16 protein-coding genes are annotated in these 16,061 nt (G+C 45.0%); 7 read left to right on the top strand and 9 right to left on the bottom strand.

The window, feature by feature from the left end; all coding sequences use genetic code 11:
- Positions 1 to 140: 140 nt before the first annotated feature.
- From efp to ACRN9H_RS17080, 6 genes are all read right to left on the bottom strand, one after another.
- Positions 141 to 701, bottom strand: a complete 561-nt coding sequence (gene efp, locus ACRN9H_RS17055) for an elongation factor P (protein WP_220773885.1) — start codon at positions 699 to 701, stop codon at positions 141 to 143.
- A 45-nt stretch (positions 702 to 746) separates the two neighbouring features.
- Positions 747 to 1,925: an elongation factor P maturation arginine rhamnosyltransferase EarP gene (gene earP, locus ACRN9H_RS17060; RefSeq protein WP_432315352.1), complete on the bottom strand. Its 1,179-nt coding sequence runs from the start codon at positions 1,923 to 1,925 to the stop codon at positions 747 to 749.
- Positions 1,926 to 2,026: 101 nt separating this feature from the next.
- A complete protein-coding gene (fldA, locus tag ACRN9H_RS17065; protein ID WP_076501538.1) occupies positions 2,027 to 2,554 on the bottom strand; it encodes a flavodoxin FldA in 528 nt (175 codons plus the stop codon).
- A gap of 54 nt (positions 2,555 to 2,608) precedes the next feature.
- Positions 2,609 to 2,881 (bottom strand): LexA regulated protein, encoded by a 273-nt coding sequence (gene ybfE / locus ACRN9H_RS17070; protein WP_076501535.1) that lies wholly within the window; start codon positions 2,879 to 2,881, stop codon positions 2,609 to 2,611.
- A 10-nt stretch (positions 2,882 to 2,891) separates the two neighbouring features.
- Complete coding sequence (locus ACRN9H_RS17075; protein ID WP_220773887.1) at positions 2,892 to 3,113, bottom strand: DUF2788 domain-containing protein; 222 nt, start codon at positions 3,111 to 3,113, stop codon at positions 2,892 to 2,894.
- Between the two features lie 101 nt (positions 3,114 to 3,214).
- The gene (locus tag ACRN9H_RS17080; RefSeq protein ID WP_432315354.1) at positions 3,215 to 3,991 is read right to left on the bottom strand and encodes an alpha/beta fold hydrolase; all 777 of its coding nucleotides are present in this window, start codon (positions 3,989 to 3,991) and stop codon (positions 3,215 to 3,217) included.
- 295 nt (positions 3,992 to 4,286) lie between these two features.
- Here ACRN9H_RS17080 and seqA point away from each other — a divergent pair, with 295 nt between their 5' ends.
- Together seqA and pgm are read left to right on the top strand one after the other, a co-directional pair.
- Complete coding sequence (gene seqA / locus ACRN9H_RS17085; protein ID WP_432315355.1) at positions 4,287 to 4,832, top strand: replication initiation negative regulator SeqA; 546 nt, start codon at positions 4,287 to 4,289, stop codon at positions 4,830 to 4,832.
- A gap of 57 nt (positions 4,833 to 4,889) precedes the next feature.
- On the top strand, positions 4,890 to 6,542 hold the full coding sequence (gene pgm / locus ACRN9H_RS17090) for a phosphoglucomutase (alpha-D-glucose-1,6-bisphosphate-dependent) (RefSeq protein WP_432315357.1): 1,653 nt from the start codon (positions 4,890 to 4,892) through the stop codon (positions 6,540 to 6,542).
- A 116-nt stretch (positions 6,543 to 6,658) separates the two neighbouring features.
- On the opposite strand, the gene msrA is transcribed toward pgm, so the two are convergent.
- A complete protein-coding gene (gene msrA / locus ACRN9H_RS17095) occupies positions 6,659 to 7,138 on the bottom strand; it encodes a peptide-methionine (S)-S-oxide reductase MsrA (RefSeq protein WP_432315359.1) in 480 nt (159 codons plus the stop codon).
- A 324-nt stretch (positions 7,139 to 7,462) separates the two neighbouring features.
- On the opposite strand from msrA, the gene astE reads away from it, so the two are divergent.
- The 5 genes from astE to nadA all read left to right on the top strand — a co-directional run bounded on the left by astE (position 7,463) and on the right by nadA (position 13,649).
- A complete protein-coding gene (gene astE / locus ACRN9H_RS17100) occupies positions 7,463 to 8,497 on the top strand; it encodes a succinylglutamate desuccinylase (protein ID WP_432315361.1) in 1,035 nt (344 codons plus the stop codon).
- 163 nt (positions 8,498 to 8,660) lie between these two features.
- Positions 8,661 to 9,839: a thiamine pyrophosphate-dependent dehydrogenase E1 component subunit alpha gene (locus ACRN9H_RS17105; RefSeq protein WP_432315363.1), complete on the top strand. Its 1,179-nt coding sequence runs from the start codon at positions 8,661 to 8,663 to the stop codon at positions 9,837 to 9,839.
- A gap of 3 nt (positions 9,840 to 9,842) precedes the next feature.
- The gene (locus ACRN9H_RS17110) at positions 9,843 to 10,820 is read left to right on the top strand and encodes an alpha-ketoacid dehydrogenase subunit beta (RefSeq protein WP_012089197.1); all 978 of its coding nucleotides are present in this window, start codon (positions 9,843 to 9,845) and stop codon (positions 10,818 to 10,820) included.
- Between the two features lie 9 nt (positions 10,821 to 10,829).
- Entirely contained in the window at positions 10,830 to 12,449 is a 1,620-nt protein-coding gene (locus tag ACRN9H_RS17115) for a dihydrolipoyllysine-residue acetyltransferase (protein WP_432315365.1), read from the top strand.
- A 132-nt stretch (positions 12,450 to 12,581) separates the two neighbouring features.
- Complete coding sequence (nadA, locus tag ACRN9H_RS17120) at positions 12,582 to 13,649, top strand: quinolinate synthase NadA (protein ID WP_432315367.1); 1,068 nt, start codon at positions 12,582 to 12,584, stop codon at positions 13,647 to 13,649.
- Between the two features lie 172 nt (positions 13,650 to 13,821).
- Here the strand turns inward: nadA and gap are convergent, their stop codons facing one another.
- On the bottom strand, positions 13,822 to 14,832 hold the full coding sequence (gap, locus tag ACRN9H_RS17125; protein WP_432315368.1) for a type I glyceraldehyde-3-phosphate dehydrogenase: 1,011 nt from the start codon (positions 14,830 to 14,832) through the stop codon (positions 13,822 to 13,824).
- Positions 14,833 to 15,036: 204 nt separating this feature from the next.
- Positions 15,037 to 15,927 carry a DUF2989 domain-containing protein gene (locus ACRN9H_RS17130; RefSeq protein WP_432315370.1) on the bottom strand — a complete coding sequence of 297 codons (891 nt, stop codon included), beginning with the start codon at positions 15,925 to 15,927 and terminating at the stop codon, positions 15,037 to 15,039.
- Positions 15,928 to 16,061: the final 134 nt, after the last annotated feature.

The following is a 16,061-nucleotide window of genomic DNA, read 5'->3' on the forward strand; positions in this document are numbered from 1 at the left end:
GGCATATTTAGCTGTGCAGAGTATGACGTTAACTGATTTTTACCATAGGTTATAATTTTTGCTTAACCATTTTTCATAAAAAACAGCCACAAAAAAGCCAGTGCAAGCACTGGCTTTTTGTCTGGAAACGAGAAGGGCGATTAAACGCGCTTCTTGAATTCGCCAGTACGAGTATCAATTTCAATCTTGTCGCCGACTTTCACGAAGTCAGCAACGTTAATCTTGCCGCCACCAGTGATAGTCGCAGGCTTCATCACTTTACCTGAAGTATCACCACGGGCTGAAGGTTCAGCGTAGATCACTTCACGTACGACAGTAGTCGGCATTTCTACAGAAATGGCTTTGCCGTCATAGAAAGTCACTTGGCAAGTTTCTTCCATACCATCAACGATGTAATTCGCTGCATCACCTAAGTTTTCAGCTTCTACATCATACTGGTTGTACTCTGCATCCATAAATACATACATAGGATCAGCAAAGTAAGAATAAGTACAATCTAGACGATCTAAAACGATGTCTTCTAACTTATCTTCACCTTTAAACGTCGTTTCAGTACCTGAGTTAAGTAATAAGTTTTTTAACTTTAACTTAACGATAGCAGCGTTACGGCCAGAACGAGTTGTTTCAGTTTTCTGCACAACCCATGGGCTGCCATCTAACATGATCACGTTACCAGGACGGATTTCATGAGCAGTTTTCATTACAGTATTTCCTATATGTAGATTTTTCTGTTATTGCGCAGTATCTTAGCTGTTTTTAACGAACTGAACTAGTCGAGTTGCAAGATCTGCGGCATTTATTGCATTAATTGGCCATTGTTTAACATGCTGCAACAAGGGCAAACTAATAGGATTAAGGTTTTGCCAGTGAAGATCCACAGCTGATTGCTGTGCTTGATTAAATGCGAGATTTAATTTAGACCAATTATCGGCAATTTCAGGGGCGAGATTATCGCAGTAAATTTTGAGAAAAGCTTCTAATTTTACCAGGTGATAATCATCTTCTTGCGGATAAATATGCCAAATGAAGGGTTTTGCGGCCCATTGTGCTCGCATAAACGAATCTTCACCACGCACGATATTAATATCACAACTCCACAGTAAGCGATCAAAGCTTTGTTGATTTGTCATCGGTAAGATGTGCAAGGTTAAATTGCCATGAACGATTTGTTGGCCAGGCACTAAAGCCTCAATTTCGCAGGGCAATAAATGTGTCAGGCTATGTAAACTACGCCCTTTAGGGATCAGAGCATGGACTTTTTTTTCACCTTGTTGCCATAATTTGCATAGTGTGGCTAGTGCCTGTGTTTCATAGCTAAAAATGCTAATCACAGTGTCTTCAGACTTTATACCTTTGAGATTAAGTTCGTTAAAAAGCTGTAGCTTATTAGCGGTATCGGCTTGCCATGCATCGCGCAGTGCAAACAAGTTCTGTTCGCAAATCAGTCCGCCCGTTTTGGCGGTAAAACCGGGGAAGTAGAAATACTTTTTCAAGCCATTAGCTTGTAACGAGGGTAAACAATGGCAACCTTCAACCCAGTCTTCGGCACTTAAATACTCTAAGTTCAACCAGATAGGTACAGACTTTGGATCTGTTTGATGTAAATGAAGCAGTTGATTTTTTATCTGTTCGGGTAATTCACAGGCAAAAGCCTCTATGAGCACATCTCCTGCTACAAATTCGATAGGCAAAGGCTCAGTCCAATGAATAATATTCACGCCACTGAAGGATTGTACTTTTTTAAAGGGGTTGAGCGCCGGTAATATGTGCGAGAAACTCGCGAGATCATCAACCCATAAATTAACGGGAATAGAGTACTCATTGGCAATTTGCTTTGCTAAACGCCAAGTCACGCCGATATCGCCGTAGTTATCGACGACGGTGCAAAAAATATCCCAATGGTTAGCGCGGGGTATATTGATCATAAGTTGGGTATGTTATTCAATGATGAAATAGTTTGGTGTACATAAAAATTGATGCATAAAAAAAGCGGCGTTAAGGCCGCTTTATTCAGAGAGTTAGAAAATTAATCTTCTAATTCAGCTAAGCACATTTCTTCGTAGATTTGCTTAACCCAAGCATCAACACGCTCTTCGGTTAGTTCAGGCTGACGATCTTCATCGATACCTAAACCAATAAAATGCTCGTCATCGACTTGGCCTTTAGAGGCTTCGAAGTTGTAGCTTGCCGTTGGCCAATGGCCAATGATAATACCACCACGCGCCTGAACGATATCGCCCACCATGCCCATGGCATCAAGGAAATACTCTGCGTAGTCTTCTTGATCACCACAACCAAAAATAGCGACAAGTTTGTCAGTAAAATCAATTTGCTCTAATTCTGGGAAGAAATCGTCCCAATCACATTGAGCTTCGCCGTAATACCAGGTTGGGATACCGAACAGCAGCAAATCATATTCTGCGATCTGTTCTTTGGTACTTTTGGCGATATCTTTCACCTCAACCATTTTTTTACCCAGTTTTTTCTGGATCATCTTGGCTACAGCTTCGGTGTTACCTGTGTCGCTACCGAAAAAAAGACCTACAGTTGCCATTGTCTATCCTTTAATGTCTAGTTCACTTATTAGGTTAATCTTGCTGGTACTCCTTCAGCACTCAATTTGTTGCTGAAGAATGAATTCGATTAACTGGCTACGGCTGATGTTACTGGCCAATGCCTGCTCATTCAAGGCGTCATACAAATCTTGTGACACCTTTAACTCTATTCGCTTTAATCCGTTAGCTTTATCGCGCTGGATTTGATTGCGTTTATTGACCTTAAGCTGTTGACTACGGGACAAAGGATTACTTCTTGGGCGGCCCCGGCGTTTGTCATTGGCAAAAAGGTCAATGGTGGTTCTGTCTGTCGCTTCTTTTGCCATGTTGTTATTGTTAACCGATCCCTGAGCCTTCCCAAGTGATCTGGATAATACCTTTTACAATAAACCCGGCACAGCCGAGAAATAACACTAACCAAACAATAAATCGACCAGATTTAGGTACATTACCTTGCTTTAGCACATCGTGGATGGCCATGCCGATAAAGAAAAATATCGAGGCAAAAAACAGGTTAAGACCGATGGTTTCAATTTGTTCCATGTACTGAGTTAACATAGTTTCTTAGTCCTTTAGAGTGTTCTAAGGCCAAAAGAGGCGCGAATATATCACATCAAGATGACGGCTGCCATAGGCTTTAAGCCAACTATCATGGGTATTTACTCAGTATGTTTGTCAATAAATTCAGACACAATCCGGTTAAATATGGCGGGTTTTTGTGCATGTAACCAATGGCCACATCCTTCAAGCGTTTTCGCTTGTGCTGCAGGGAATTGACTCATAATTGCCGTTCTATGCTCGCTCGTCACATAGTTCGAATCACCGCCGCGAATAAATAAGCTCGGGCCCGCATAAGTTTGTGAGGGATTGGGGCTCTGATTGTACCAGCCAATAATATTGGGGTAACCATCTTTTAAACCACTTAGGTTGAGTTTCCAACGAAAGCCTGTGTCGATGCGTTGCAAATTTTTGAGTAAAAATTGCGCCGTGGCTTCGTCAATACCCTGATTAATTAAATGATTTAGGGCAAAACGTCTGTCGGTGTGGCCTTCTAACGGCAGGCTTTCGAGTGCAGCAAACACGATATCGTGTCTTGGCTCATAGGCAACGGGCGCGATATCTGCCGCTACCATAGTGATAATACGCTCAGGAAATGCCAACGCTGTTGCCATGGCGATTTTCCCGCCCATTGAGTGGCCCACAATATGGGCGAGTTCTATGTCAAGTTCATCGAGCAAGCCTGCCATTGCATGGGCGAGGCTAGGGTAATCCATCTGCTGCCAATGTTCGCTTAAACCGTGATTAGGTAAATCGACGCGGATCACTTGATGATGAGTTTCTAGTGTTTGCCCTAGATTTTTAAGATTATCTAGATTACCAAACAAGCCGTGGATCAAGAGGACTGCGCTTCCTTGGCCTGTGGAAACAAAATTCATGGCGATTCCTGTGGGGTATTTTGCGGGTCGAGGCGCGAATTGTGCCCTTAATGCACTTAGATTGACAAGTCGACTTTGCCTAGCAAAACCATGACGGCGGTTAACTTGCCTGCTTTTTCAGCAATTGCCCATTATCTGCTAGTTTGCTGTGCTGTTTAGCGCATTTTTAGAATAATGGCGCTTTATCAGATTGATAGAGATAGATACACTGATGCAGATCGCAATGATCTGTCCCGATCGCTGTGGTACACTTTTTTCGGTTAAGCCTGTCGAATAACAAAGGATAATGAAGGTCATGAAATATATCGAAGTAGATGAAGAGCTCTATCGTCACATTGCCAGCAAAACAGAACGTATTGGTGAGAGCGCCTCAGACATTTTGCGTCGATTACTCGGCTTGTCCTTTAATGCGGTTGAACCACCTCAGCCTTTGGCGATAAGCCAACCCAGTTTAGAGGCTGAACCTATTCAGCCAGTTGTAGTTAAAGCCGTGACGCCAGTTGTTAATGATTTCAACTCATTAGTTAATGAGCATCAATTATCCCAACAAAAGGGCGCAGTAGGGCGTTTTCTATTTTTGCTCGACAGTTTGTATCAATTAGCCCCTGAGCAGTTTTCGCAAATTTTGCAGATCCAAGGCCGTGATCGTTTATATTTTGCCCGCGCTAAAGAGCAGTTACTGGAAGCGAGCGCCTCGGCGAACCCTAAAGAAATCGGCAACAGTGGTTTTTGGGTCACAAGCAATAATAATACAGCCAAAAAACGCACCATTTTATCCGAAGTGTTAGTGCAGTTCGGTTGTGATGCGACTGTCGCCGCCGGTATCGCTGAGCGAGTGTAAGCCTTTGTTCGATATTCTATTTATTTTTCACTGTAATTGAGTGCAGGAGAGCCACAGATGGCAATACATCAACGGGCAGGACAAATCGCCCATCAGACGGATCTGGTCAATATTCCGAAACTGATGAGTCATTATTACGCCATCACGCCAAATATGGCTGATGTGCAACAACGTGTCACCTTTGGCACATCTGGGCACAGAGGCTGTGCCTTTAACGGCAATTTTAACCAACAGCACATTTGGGCAATTACCCAAGCGGTGGTGGATTATCGCCAATCGGTGAATATCGATGGACCGTTAATTCTTGGCATTGATACCCATGCGTTATCCTACGCAGCCTATTTATCCGCCATTGAAGTGCTGTCGGCAAACAAAGTGACTGTGCATATCCAGCAACATGATGGATTTACGCCAACGCCAGTGGTTTCCCATGGCGTAATTGGTGCTAATCGTACAGCTAATATCACGGGCGCGGGATTGTCTGATGGACTGATCATTACGCCATCACACAATCCGCCACAGGACGGGGGCATTAAGTATAACCCGCCCCATGGCGGTCCAGCTGAAGGTAATATTACCGCTTGGATTGAATCGCGCGCAAATGATTATCTTAATCAGCAGTTAGTAGGTATACATAAATTAACCTATGCCGATGCACTGACCTCTGGTTATGTAAAAGCCATTGATTTAGTTAGCCCGTATGTGGCCGACTTAGAAAACGTTATCGATATGCAGGCGATTGCCAAAGCTAAAATACGCATTGGCGTTGACCCGCTTGGCGGCTCAGGTATCCATTATTGGGCGCCGATTGCAGCGTACTACGGGCTCGATATCACCTTAGTTAATGATAAAGTGGACCCAAGTTTTAGCTTTATGCCATTAGATAAAGACGGCAAAATCCGCATGGATTGCTCGTCGCCCTATGCGATGGCAGGGTTACTAGCCCATAAAGAATCCTTTGATTTATGCCTTGGTAATGATCCCGATTATGACCGTCACGGCATAGTTTGCCCAGGTACCGGCTTGATGGATCCGAATCATTATCTTGCGGTCGCTATTGATTATTTACTGACACACAGACCAGATTGGAGCGATACCTTAGCCATAGGTAAAACCTTAGTATCGAGTGCGCTTATCGATAAAATCTGTGCTTTCCATGGCAAAAAGTTACTCGAAGTGCCAGTGGGCTTTAAGTGGTTTGTCGACGGTTTAGCCGAAGCCACTATTGCTTTTGGTGGTGAAGAGAGCGCGGGCGCGGCATTTCTGCGTCGCGATGGCACAACATGGTGTACCGATAAAGATGGTTTTATTCTGGGTTTACTGGCGGCTGAAATACTTGCAGTTACAGGTAAAACCCCTGGTCAGCGTCACCAAGAGTTGGTAAAGCAATTTGGCCAAAGCTTTTATAAGCGTATCGATAGTCCTATCAGTCTTGAAAACAAAGCTAAGTTTGCCTTACTGAATGCTGACACCTTAAATGCCACTGTGCTTGCAGGTGAGACAATCGAAAACGTGTTAACCCATGCGCCAGGCAATAATGCGGCGATTGGTGGCATTAAAGTCACTACGGCGAATGGGTGGTTTGCGGCGCGTCCATCGGGCACTGAAGCGTTATTTAAGATCTACGGTGAGAGTTTTATCAGCGAGCAACATTTAGCCGATATCATCAAAGATGCGCAGGCGTTAATTGATAAGGCGCTAAACGCTTAATGCTGTAGTAGGTTTAGTTAACGCCTCAAAATAAAAAACGCACTCAGATTTGAGTGCGTTTTTGTTTGTGTCTAATTCAGCCGTGAGTAGTTGATCTCATGCTGATTTGACCGTATTTAGTACTCGATATGACAACTCGGTAAGTTATTCTTATCGATGTAATTTTGATGGTATTCCTCAGCCACATGGAACTGTTGCAATGGCACAATTTCAGTCACGATATGGCGTAATCCCCAACGGCCCGAGCGGGCAAAAGCTAACTTTGAGGCTTCTGCGGCCGCTTTTTGTTCACGGTCATGGAAGAAAATCGTGCTGCGATATTGAGTGCCTATATCTCCGCCTTGCATGTTCAGACTAGTTGGATTGTGGTTTTTCCAAAATACCTCGAGCAAGTCTTCATAACTGACCAGGGCAGGGTCAAATTCCACTTGTACCACTTCAGCGTGGCCAGTTTTGCCTTTTTTGACTTCTTCATAAGTTGTCGCCGTGTTTTTACCGCCCATATAACCACTCGTGGCGTTTAGTACTCCTTCAACTTTTCTAAAAAAATATTCAACGCCCCAGAAACAGCCGGCTCCAAAAGTTGCTAATGCCATAGATAATACCAATTAGATGTCTAGATGGCTGAGATTGTGATTAATCTGCTCATCAAAAGCAAGTAGGGCGATTAAATTTAATATTTTTAGTTTTTGCCAGTCCCAAGTGGTTGGACTTCAGCTAATGTATTGGCTGTTATTGTCTTTTATAATCAAGCGTTTTTTTGCCGTGAATGTCTAGGATACGGTTTTCATACTTGTGTTAGTATTGATGCGCTTTTAAAGATGCCTGCCTCACTCAAACCGTATCACGATAAAAATTAAACGGGCTTAATGGATCCCGTTGGGCATTTATCTTTAGCACACCATTATAAGGAGAATTCTGTGTTACAAGCTCTGTTAGATTCGAAGGATTTTTTAGCGTTAACCTTAGCCAATCCACACACATTTGATGGTAAGTTTTCGTTCAAGTTAGGCGAACATACTCAAGTTGAAGTGTGGGATACCGGCGTTATCGTTTTTGAGCCAGTCCACAATGAAGGTAAAGATATTGTCCTATCCTGCGGTGTTCACGGTAACGAAACTGCGCCTATTGAGCTATGTAATGGCTTAATTACACAGCTTTTACAGCAAAAGATCATTGCTAAACAGCGCACTTTATTCCTGATTGGTAATCCATTAGCGATTAATAACGGCACGCGGATTATCGATGAGAACATGAATCGTCTCTTTAGTGGTGAGCATTCCAATCCTCCGGGATTAGTCAATCCTGAGCGAGTGCGCGCCAAAAAACTCGAAGCCTATATCGACCGTTTTTATACCGCGGTTGCCGATGGTCGTCAGCGCATTCATTATGATCTGCACACGGCGATGCGCGCCTCGAAGCATGAAAAGTTCGCTATCTATCCCTATCGCCCAGGGCGCGCCTTTAGTGGTGAGCAAATCATGTTTCTAGCAGCAAGCGGTGTCGATACGGTACTTTTTCACCACGAACCGACCACGACCTTTAGCTATTTTTCCTCTGAATGCTACAGCGCCGATGCCTTTACCATTGAACTTGGCAAAGTGTATCCCATGGGGCAGAACGACATGACGCGTTTTATCGCGACCCATGAAATGTTTATGCGTTTAATCACCGCTAAGCCGTTGGAGTTAGATGCATTTGATGCCGATAAGGTTAACTTGTACCAAGTGTGCCGCGTCATCAATAAACATTTCGATGATTTTGAATTTACCTTCGCAACCGATGTCGAAAACTTCAGATCTTTTCCTAAAGGTTTTGTATTAGCGCGGGAAGGTGGGCAAGAAATTAAAGTCGAGCAAGAATTTGAGTCTATCGTGTTCCCTAACGCGAAAGTGCCCATTGGTCATCGCACTGTGATTTGTTTAATTCCGGCGGTTAATGCGCACGTGCGTTAGGCTTGTAAAGCATTATATACATGCAAGGTAAGGATAACTTGCAGTTTGAACTGTGCCAATGGTTGATAGGTAGTTTACGTTAACGTAATGTTCGTCGGGCATATTCGTATAAATTAGGCGCACCTAACACGTTGGGCGCGTCACGAGATAACAAGAGCACAATATGAGCAAAGCAACACTCAACACTGATACAGTGCACCGAGTAGGCTTCTTGGATAAGGCATCGCTTCACATTCCTATCCTTCGAATTCTACAAGCCGATGGCACCACTTATGAAACCGCGGTTTTGCCTATTATAGATGAAACCTTAGCTACCAAAATTTATGATACCTGTGTGTTCACTCGGGTACTCGATGAACGTATGTTAGGTGCCCAGCGTCAAGGGCGCATCAGCTTTTATATGACCTGCACGGGTGAAGAGGCGGCGATTGTCGGCAGTGTGGCCGCACTCGATCAAGAAGATGTGATCCTCGCGCAATATCGCGAGCATGCGGCGCTGCGTTATCGCGGCTTTACCACTGAACAGTTTATGAATCAGATGTTCAGTAACGAGAAAGATCTTGGTAAAGGTCGACAAATGCCAATCCATTACGGCAGTGCGGCATTGCATTATCAAACGATTTCTTCACCGTTAGCCACGCAAATCCCGCAGGCGACGGGTGTGGGCTACAGCTTAAAAATGCAAGGTAAGCGCAAAGTCGCGGTTTGTTATTTTGGCGAAGGCGCTGCATCGGAAGGGGATTTTCATGCTGGCCTAAACATGGCCGCGGTACTGAAATGCCCAGTGATTTTCTTCTGTCGTAACAATGGCTACGCCATTTCAACGCCCACCGAAGAGCAGTTTGCCGGTAACGGTATTGCCAGCCGCGGTGTCGGTTATGGCATGCACACGATTCGTGTTGACGGTAATGACATGCTGGCTGTGTTAGCCGCAACTCAGCAAGCCCGCGCCTATGCGATTGAGCATAATGCGCCTGTGCTGATTGAAGCCATGACTTACCGTCTCGGCGCGCACTCTTCTTCAGACGATCCCTCTGGTTATCGCTCGAAAGATGAAGAAGCCAAGTGGCAGCAACACGATCCGGTCAAACGCTTCAAATTGTGGCTTATCAACAAAGGTTGGTTAGCTGAAGCTGATGATGTGAAACTGCATGAGAAATATCGTGAAGAAGTATTGGCTGCGGTAAAAGTGGCTGAAAAAATTCCTGTGCCTATGCTGGATGAAATTATTGAAGATGTTTACGACAAGCCGACGCCAGTGCTGAGAAAGCAACTCGCCGATCTTAAAGAACATATCAAAAAATATCCGCAAGCCTATCCAAAAAGTGCAGGGAGACTATAAGCCGTGGCTGAAATGAATATGTTACAGGCCGTCAATGAGGCCTTGTCGATCGCCATGCAAGCCGATGAGCGCATGGTAGTTTTTGGTGAAGATGTGGGTCACTTTGGTGGGGTATTTCGCGCCACTTCCGGTCTTCAAGAAAAATTCGGTCGCGATCGCTGCTTTAATACCCCGCTGACAGAGCAAGGTATTGCCGGTTTTGCCAATGGTTTAGCCTCAAATGGCATGACTGCTGTGGCTGAAATCCAATTCGCCGATTATATCTTTCCGGCGTTCGATCAAATCGTCAACGAGTCGGCTAAGTTCCGTTACCGTAGCGGTAATGAGTTCGATGTCGGTGGATTAGTGTTCCGTACGCCCTATGGCGGCGGTATCGCGGGCGGACATTATCACTCGCAATCACCTGAAGCTTATTTTACCCAGACACCTGGATTAAAAGTGGTAGTGCCACGCAACCCAGAGCAAGCCAAAGGCCTGCTGCTGGCGTCAATCCGTGACAAAAACCCGGTGATCTTCTTTGAGCCTAAGCGTTTATATCGTGCATCGGTTGGCGAAGTGCCCGCGGGCGATTATGAAATTGAACTGGGTAAGGCTGAAGTGGTTCGCGAAGGTAAAGACATCACCTTAGTGGCGTGGGGCGCGCAAATGGAAATCCTTGAAAAAGCCGCCGATATGGCCGCTAAAGAAGGGATCTCCTGTGAAGTTATCGATTTACGCACCTTGTCACCCTGGGATATCGATACCGTTGCCGATTCAGTCAAAAAGACCGGACGTTTACTGGTTAACCATGAAGCGCCATTAACCGGTGGTTTTGCTGGTGAGATAGCGGCGACGATTCAGCAAGAATGCTTCTTGTATCTAGAGTCACCCATCAGCCGCGTTTGTGGTTTAGATACCCCGTACCCACTCATTCATGAAAAAGAATACATGCCAGATGCATTCAAAACGTTTGAAGCCATCAAAGCATCAGTGACCTTCTAGGAGTCCGGTATGATTAAAGATTTTATTTTGCCGGATATTGGCGAAGGTGTTGTGGAGTGTGAGTTGGTTGAATGGCTGGTCAAAGAAGGCGACACAGTCGTTGAAGACCAACCTATTGCCGATGTGATGACAGACAAAGCACTTGTTCAAATCCCAGCGCCTTTTGCGGGCGTAGTCACTAAGCTGTATTACGCCAAGGGCGATATTGCGAAAGTGCATGCGCCGCTTTATGCCGTACAAATTGAAGGTGCAGTTGAAATCGCGGGCGAATCTGTTACGGCTGAACCTGCTGCAGCTGCGACAGTCGCAAAAGCTGCTGAGCCAGTGGCAGTCACGAACGCGACCACGTCATCCAGTTCGTCTGTCAGCATTGAAGAATTCTTGCTACCAGATATAGGCGAAGGCATAGTTGAATGTGAGCTAGTCGAATGGTTGGTGAGTGAAGGTGATTGGGTTGAGGAAGATCAACCGATTGCCGACGTGATGACAGATAAAGCGCTGGTGCAAATTCCTGCCATTAAAGCGGGTAAAATTGCCAAACTGCATTATCGCAAAGGTCAGCTAGCTAAAGTACATGCGCCTTTATTTGCCATTGAAGTTGAACAGGTGACTTCTGCACCTGCGGCGACAACAAACACTGATACTGTGGCCAATGCGGCACCAGCAGCGCAGATTGTGAGTGCAGAACCTGCTCGCCAAGGTAAAGCCTTAGCCAGCCCGGCGGTTCGTCGTATGGCGCGGTCGTTAGATATCGATTTGAGCCGAGTACCTGGCACAGGAAAGCATGGCCGTGTGTATAAGGAAGACATCGCTCGCTTCCAACAAGGCGCGAGCAATGCTTCTGCTCCAAGTGTGGCTCAGGTGAAAGAGGCGCCAGCTCAGGCATCTCAAACTCAAGTCCCAACATCGACAGTGACTCAACGCGCTGACACGGTTGAGCCGATTCGCGGCGTAAAAGCTGTGATGGCACGCATGATGGTGGAATCAGTGTCGAGCATTCCGCACTTCACCTATTGCGAAGAGTTTGATTTAACAGACTTAGTTGCACTGCGTGAAAGCATGAAAGTGAAGTATTCGTCCGATGAAGTGAAGCTGACCATGATGCCTTTCTTCATGAAGTCGATGTCGCTCGCGTTAAGTCAGTACCCTGTGATGAACAGTCAAGTGAATGCTGATTGCACTGAACTAACTTACAAGGCACGTCACAATATCGGCATGGCGGTGGATTCTAAAGTCGGTCTCTTGGTGCCCAACATCAAAGATGTGCAGGACAAGAGCATTTTAGAAGTGGCGGCAGAAATCACCCGCCTGACCCAAGCAGCCCGCAGTGGCCGTGTGGCGCCAGCAGATCTGAAAGATGGCACTATATCTATCTCTAACATTGGCGCCTTAGGTGGCACAGTGGCAACGCCTATTATCAACAAACCTGAGGTGGCGATTGTTGCCTTAGGTAAGTTGCAAACCTTGCCGCGTTTTAACGCGAAAGGAGAAGTCGAAGCCCGCCAAATCATGCAAGTGAGCTGGTCTGGCGACCACCGAGTTATTGATGGCGGCACTATTGCACGCTTCTGTAATTTGTGGAAACAGTATCTTGAGTACCCTCAAGAGATGTTATTAGCGATGCGTTAAGCGACTGGCACGCAGATTTGACACAAAAGGACGCTTTAAAGCGTCCTTTTTAATTTGCATTGCATAAATGGGTTAATCTTTTGATTCCGATTACGTATAATTCGCGAACGTAGTTATCCTAATGGATGTGTTATGAGTCAGTTTATCCCCAGCATAGAAACTATTGATTACCCGTTTCCGCCTAAGCCTGTTCCTTTGTCTGATATTGAAAAAGCCGACTATAAGGCGCGTATCAAGCAACTGCTCATTGAAAAGAATGCCGTTCTGGTTGCCCACTATTATACCGATCCTGAAATTCAAGCCCTTGCCGAAGAAACCGGCGGCTGTGTTTCTGATTCCTTAGAAATGGCGCGTTTCGGCCGCGATCACCCTGCAAAAACGTTAATCGTAGCAGGGGTTAAGTTTATGGGTGAAACCGCTAAAATTTTAAGCCCAGAAAAAACCATTTTAATGCCGACCTTAGAGGCCACGTGCTCTTTGGACTTAGGTTGTCCTATTGATAAGTTCAGCGCTTTCTGCGATGCGCACCCGGATCATACTGTGGTGGTTTACGCCAATACTTCGGCTGCGGTTAAAGCGCGCGCTGATTGGGTGGTGACCTCCAGTATTGCCCTTGAAATCGTTGAGCACTTAGACAGCGAAGGTAAAAAGATCATTTGGGGACCAGACCGTCATTTAGGTAGTTATATTGCCAAGCAGACGGGCGCCGAAATGTTGATGTGGCAGGGCGATTGTATCGTTCACGACGAGTTTAAATCGAACGCGCTGCGCGATATGCAAAGCGTTTACCCAGATGCGGCTATCCTTGTGCACCCTGAGTCACCAGCCAGTGTGGTGGCGATGGCCGATGCCGTTGGCTCGACCAGTCAGCTGATCAAAGCGGCACAGACAATGCCGAATGAGCGTTTTATCGTGGCAACCGATCGCGGCATCTTCTATAAAATGCAGCAGGCGGCGCCAGGTAAAATCTTAATCGAAGCGCCAACGGGCGGAAATGGCGCAACCTGTAAGAGCTGCGCCCACTGTCCTTGGATGGCGATGAACGGTCTACAGGCGATTGAAGCATCACTTGCCGACACCGATAAAACCCCCCATGAGATTTTTGTGGATGAAGACTTAAGAGTCAAAGCGCTTATTCCGCTGACGCGTATGCTGGATTTTGCCAAGACACTGAATATGAAAGTGAAGGGTAATGCCTAAGCATGGCTAAGCCCGTTCTTTAGCTGTTCTCCAGTGACATAAAAATCCCTGCCATTGAGTAGGGATTTTTTATGGCTGTTGTTTAATTGAATTTAAGGAAATAAAAAGCCCCGCAAATGCGAGGCTTGATTGAGTAACGCGGAATCTAAAAGCTAGATGATTTTGCGTTTAATTACTTGGCGTTCATCAGTGCAACCGCGTTATCTAACATACGGTTACTGAATCCCCACTCGTTATCATACCAAGACATCACTTTCACTAAACGGCCGTTCACACGGGTTTGAGTGGCGTCAAAGTTTGAAGAGAACGCATTGTGGTTAAAGTCGATAGACACTAATGGTTCTTTGTTTACCGCTAACACTTCGCTTAATGGCGCAATGCTGGCAGCACGTTCGATAATGGCATTCACTTCTTCAACCGTAGTCTCACGGGCAGCGATGAAAGATAAATCCACCAGTGATACGTTAACGGTAGGAACACGAACCGCTAAACCATCGAACTTACCTTGCAATTCAGGTACAACTAAACCAACAGCAGCAGCAGCGCCAGTTTTAGTCGGGATCATCGACAGCGCTGCAGCGCGGGCACGGCGTAAATCTGTGTGGTACACGTCAGATAAACGTTGATCGTTGGTATAAGCGTGAATAGTCGTCATCAAACCTGATTCAATACCTATCTCGTCATTTAACGGCTTAGCAAAAGGCGCTAAACAGTTAGTTGTACAAGAAGCATTGGAAATTACTGTCATGCTTGAGGTCAATACGTCATTGTTTACACCGTAAACAACAGTGGCATCAACGTTTTTACCAGGAGCAGAAATAATCACTTTCTTCGCGCCAGCAGTTAAATGTGGTTGAACGGTTTCTTTCGACGTGAAGATACCTGTACATTCAAAAACCACGTCAACTTGTAACTCAGCCCAAGGCAGTTTTGCAGGATCGCGTTCTTGGAAGGTGAGGATCTTATCGCCATTCACATAAATAGCTTCATCATCATGATCAACCTTGGCATTAAAACGACCATGAACAGAATCGTATTTAGTCAAGTGAGCATTGATGGAAGCATCGCCTAAATCATTAATTGCGACGATCTTGATTGGATAAGCTTTTTCGCTTTCGTACAAGGCGCGTAAAACGTTTCTACCGATACGGCCATAGCCATTTATTGCGACACGGATAGTCATCTCATATCCCTCTGGTGATTATAAAATTCAACTGGTAGTAAAATTACCAAACTGACAGCTATCGTCAAGTTAAATCGGTGTTTTACCGTTATATTGCTTAACAAATTCGGCTTTTTTTTACATTGATCGCGTAATTACTATTTTTTACGCATTAATCGGGTAAAAAATTACAAGATGGCAAACATTTTGCCATCGTCGTTTTGCTTATTTCTCGTCGGAGTGGACGGGTAAGGTTTCGGATTTTATATCTGCTGCAACAGCTTGAGACTCAAGCCATATTTTTACTAAGCTAAGTGGATAGCTGGCATCTTCAAGAGAATCGATCAGCGTTTGAGCTTTTAAATCTAATTCTGCCGCGAGTAACTTATTACCACCAAGTAAGGCTAGCATCTTTTGCTCTGAATACTTCTGTTGCGTAAGTAGTAAATTCGCTTTCGTTAACATGTAGGCTTTATCAAATTGCTGTGTTTTACGATAAGTCGAAGCGAGTCCAAGTAGCCAGTTAACATCAAAATCATCAAATGGGATTTCTGCAAACACTTTAAGGTAGAGTTGTTGCGCTTTAATGGCATTGCGATTGCTGTAGTAAGTTGCCACTTGTGCAAGTAGAAACGGATCGCTTACCTCACCAGTATTCTCAAGTTCTAAAAAACGATTTAACGCGTCAGTATCACCAAAACGTGTCCATTGATAGTAAGACATAAAAGGATCTTGGCGCTCACGGGTTTGCTCTTGTAACACACTTAAATTTTCAGTGCTTAATCTGAACGCTCTGGCTCGGTCTGCAGTTCGTTCTGTGTGGATGATATGTTGCACACCTGATGCGAGTTCGATACAGCGACTGTAGTCCTCAAGGTTGGTTAATTGTATATAGAGTTGTTTCCCTGTGGTTATTTCGCTGTCTTTTACTGCGTAACGGTTTTGGATAATTTTAGTTTTTTCAGCTAAACACCAACTATCTTTGTGCAAATCGGCACAAATTTCAGGATTATTGTTACAAATAGACCGGATGTTTCGACCATTATCACAACCGATAAGACCTAAAAAGCTCATCCCTAGGCTAAATGATGTAATTATTACTAGATTCTGTCTCAAAACTGACTCCGGATGGTGATTTTCTCTAATAAAATTACAGATTTACAGGAAACATCTTGCTGGAAACCACGCGCGACTTTCATTACAATGGCGCCGACCAAAACAGGGTTTTCCCTAAAACCCGCATTAGATTA

The sequence above is a fragment of the Shewanella sp. MF08487 genome (assembly GCF_050848685.1).
GTDB lineage: Bacteria > Pseudomonadota > Gammaproteobacteria > Enterobacterales > Shewanellaceae > Shewanella > Shewanella glacialipiscicola.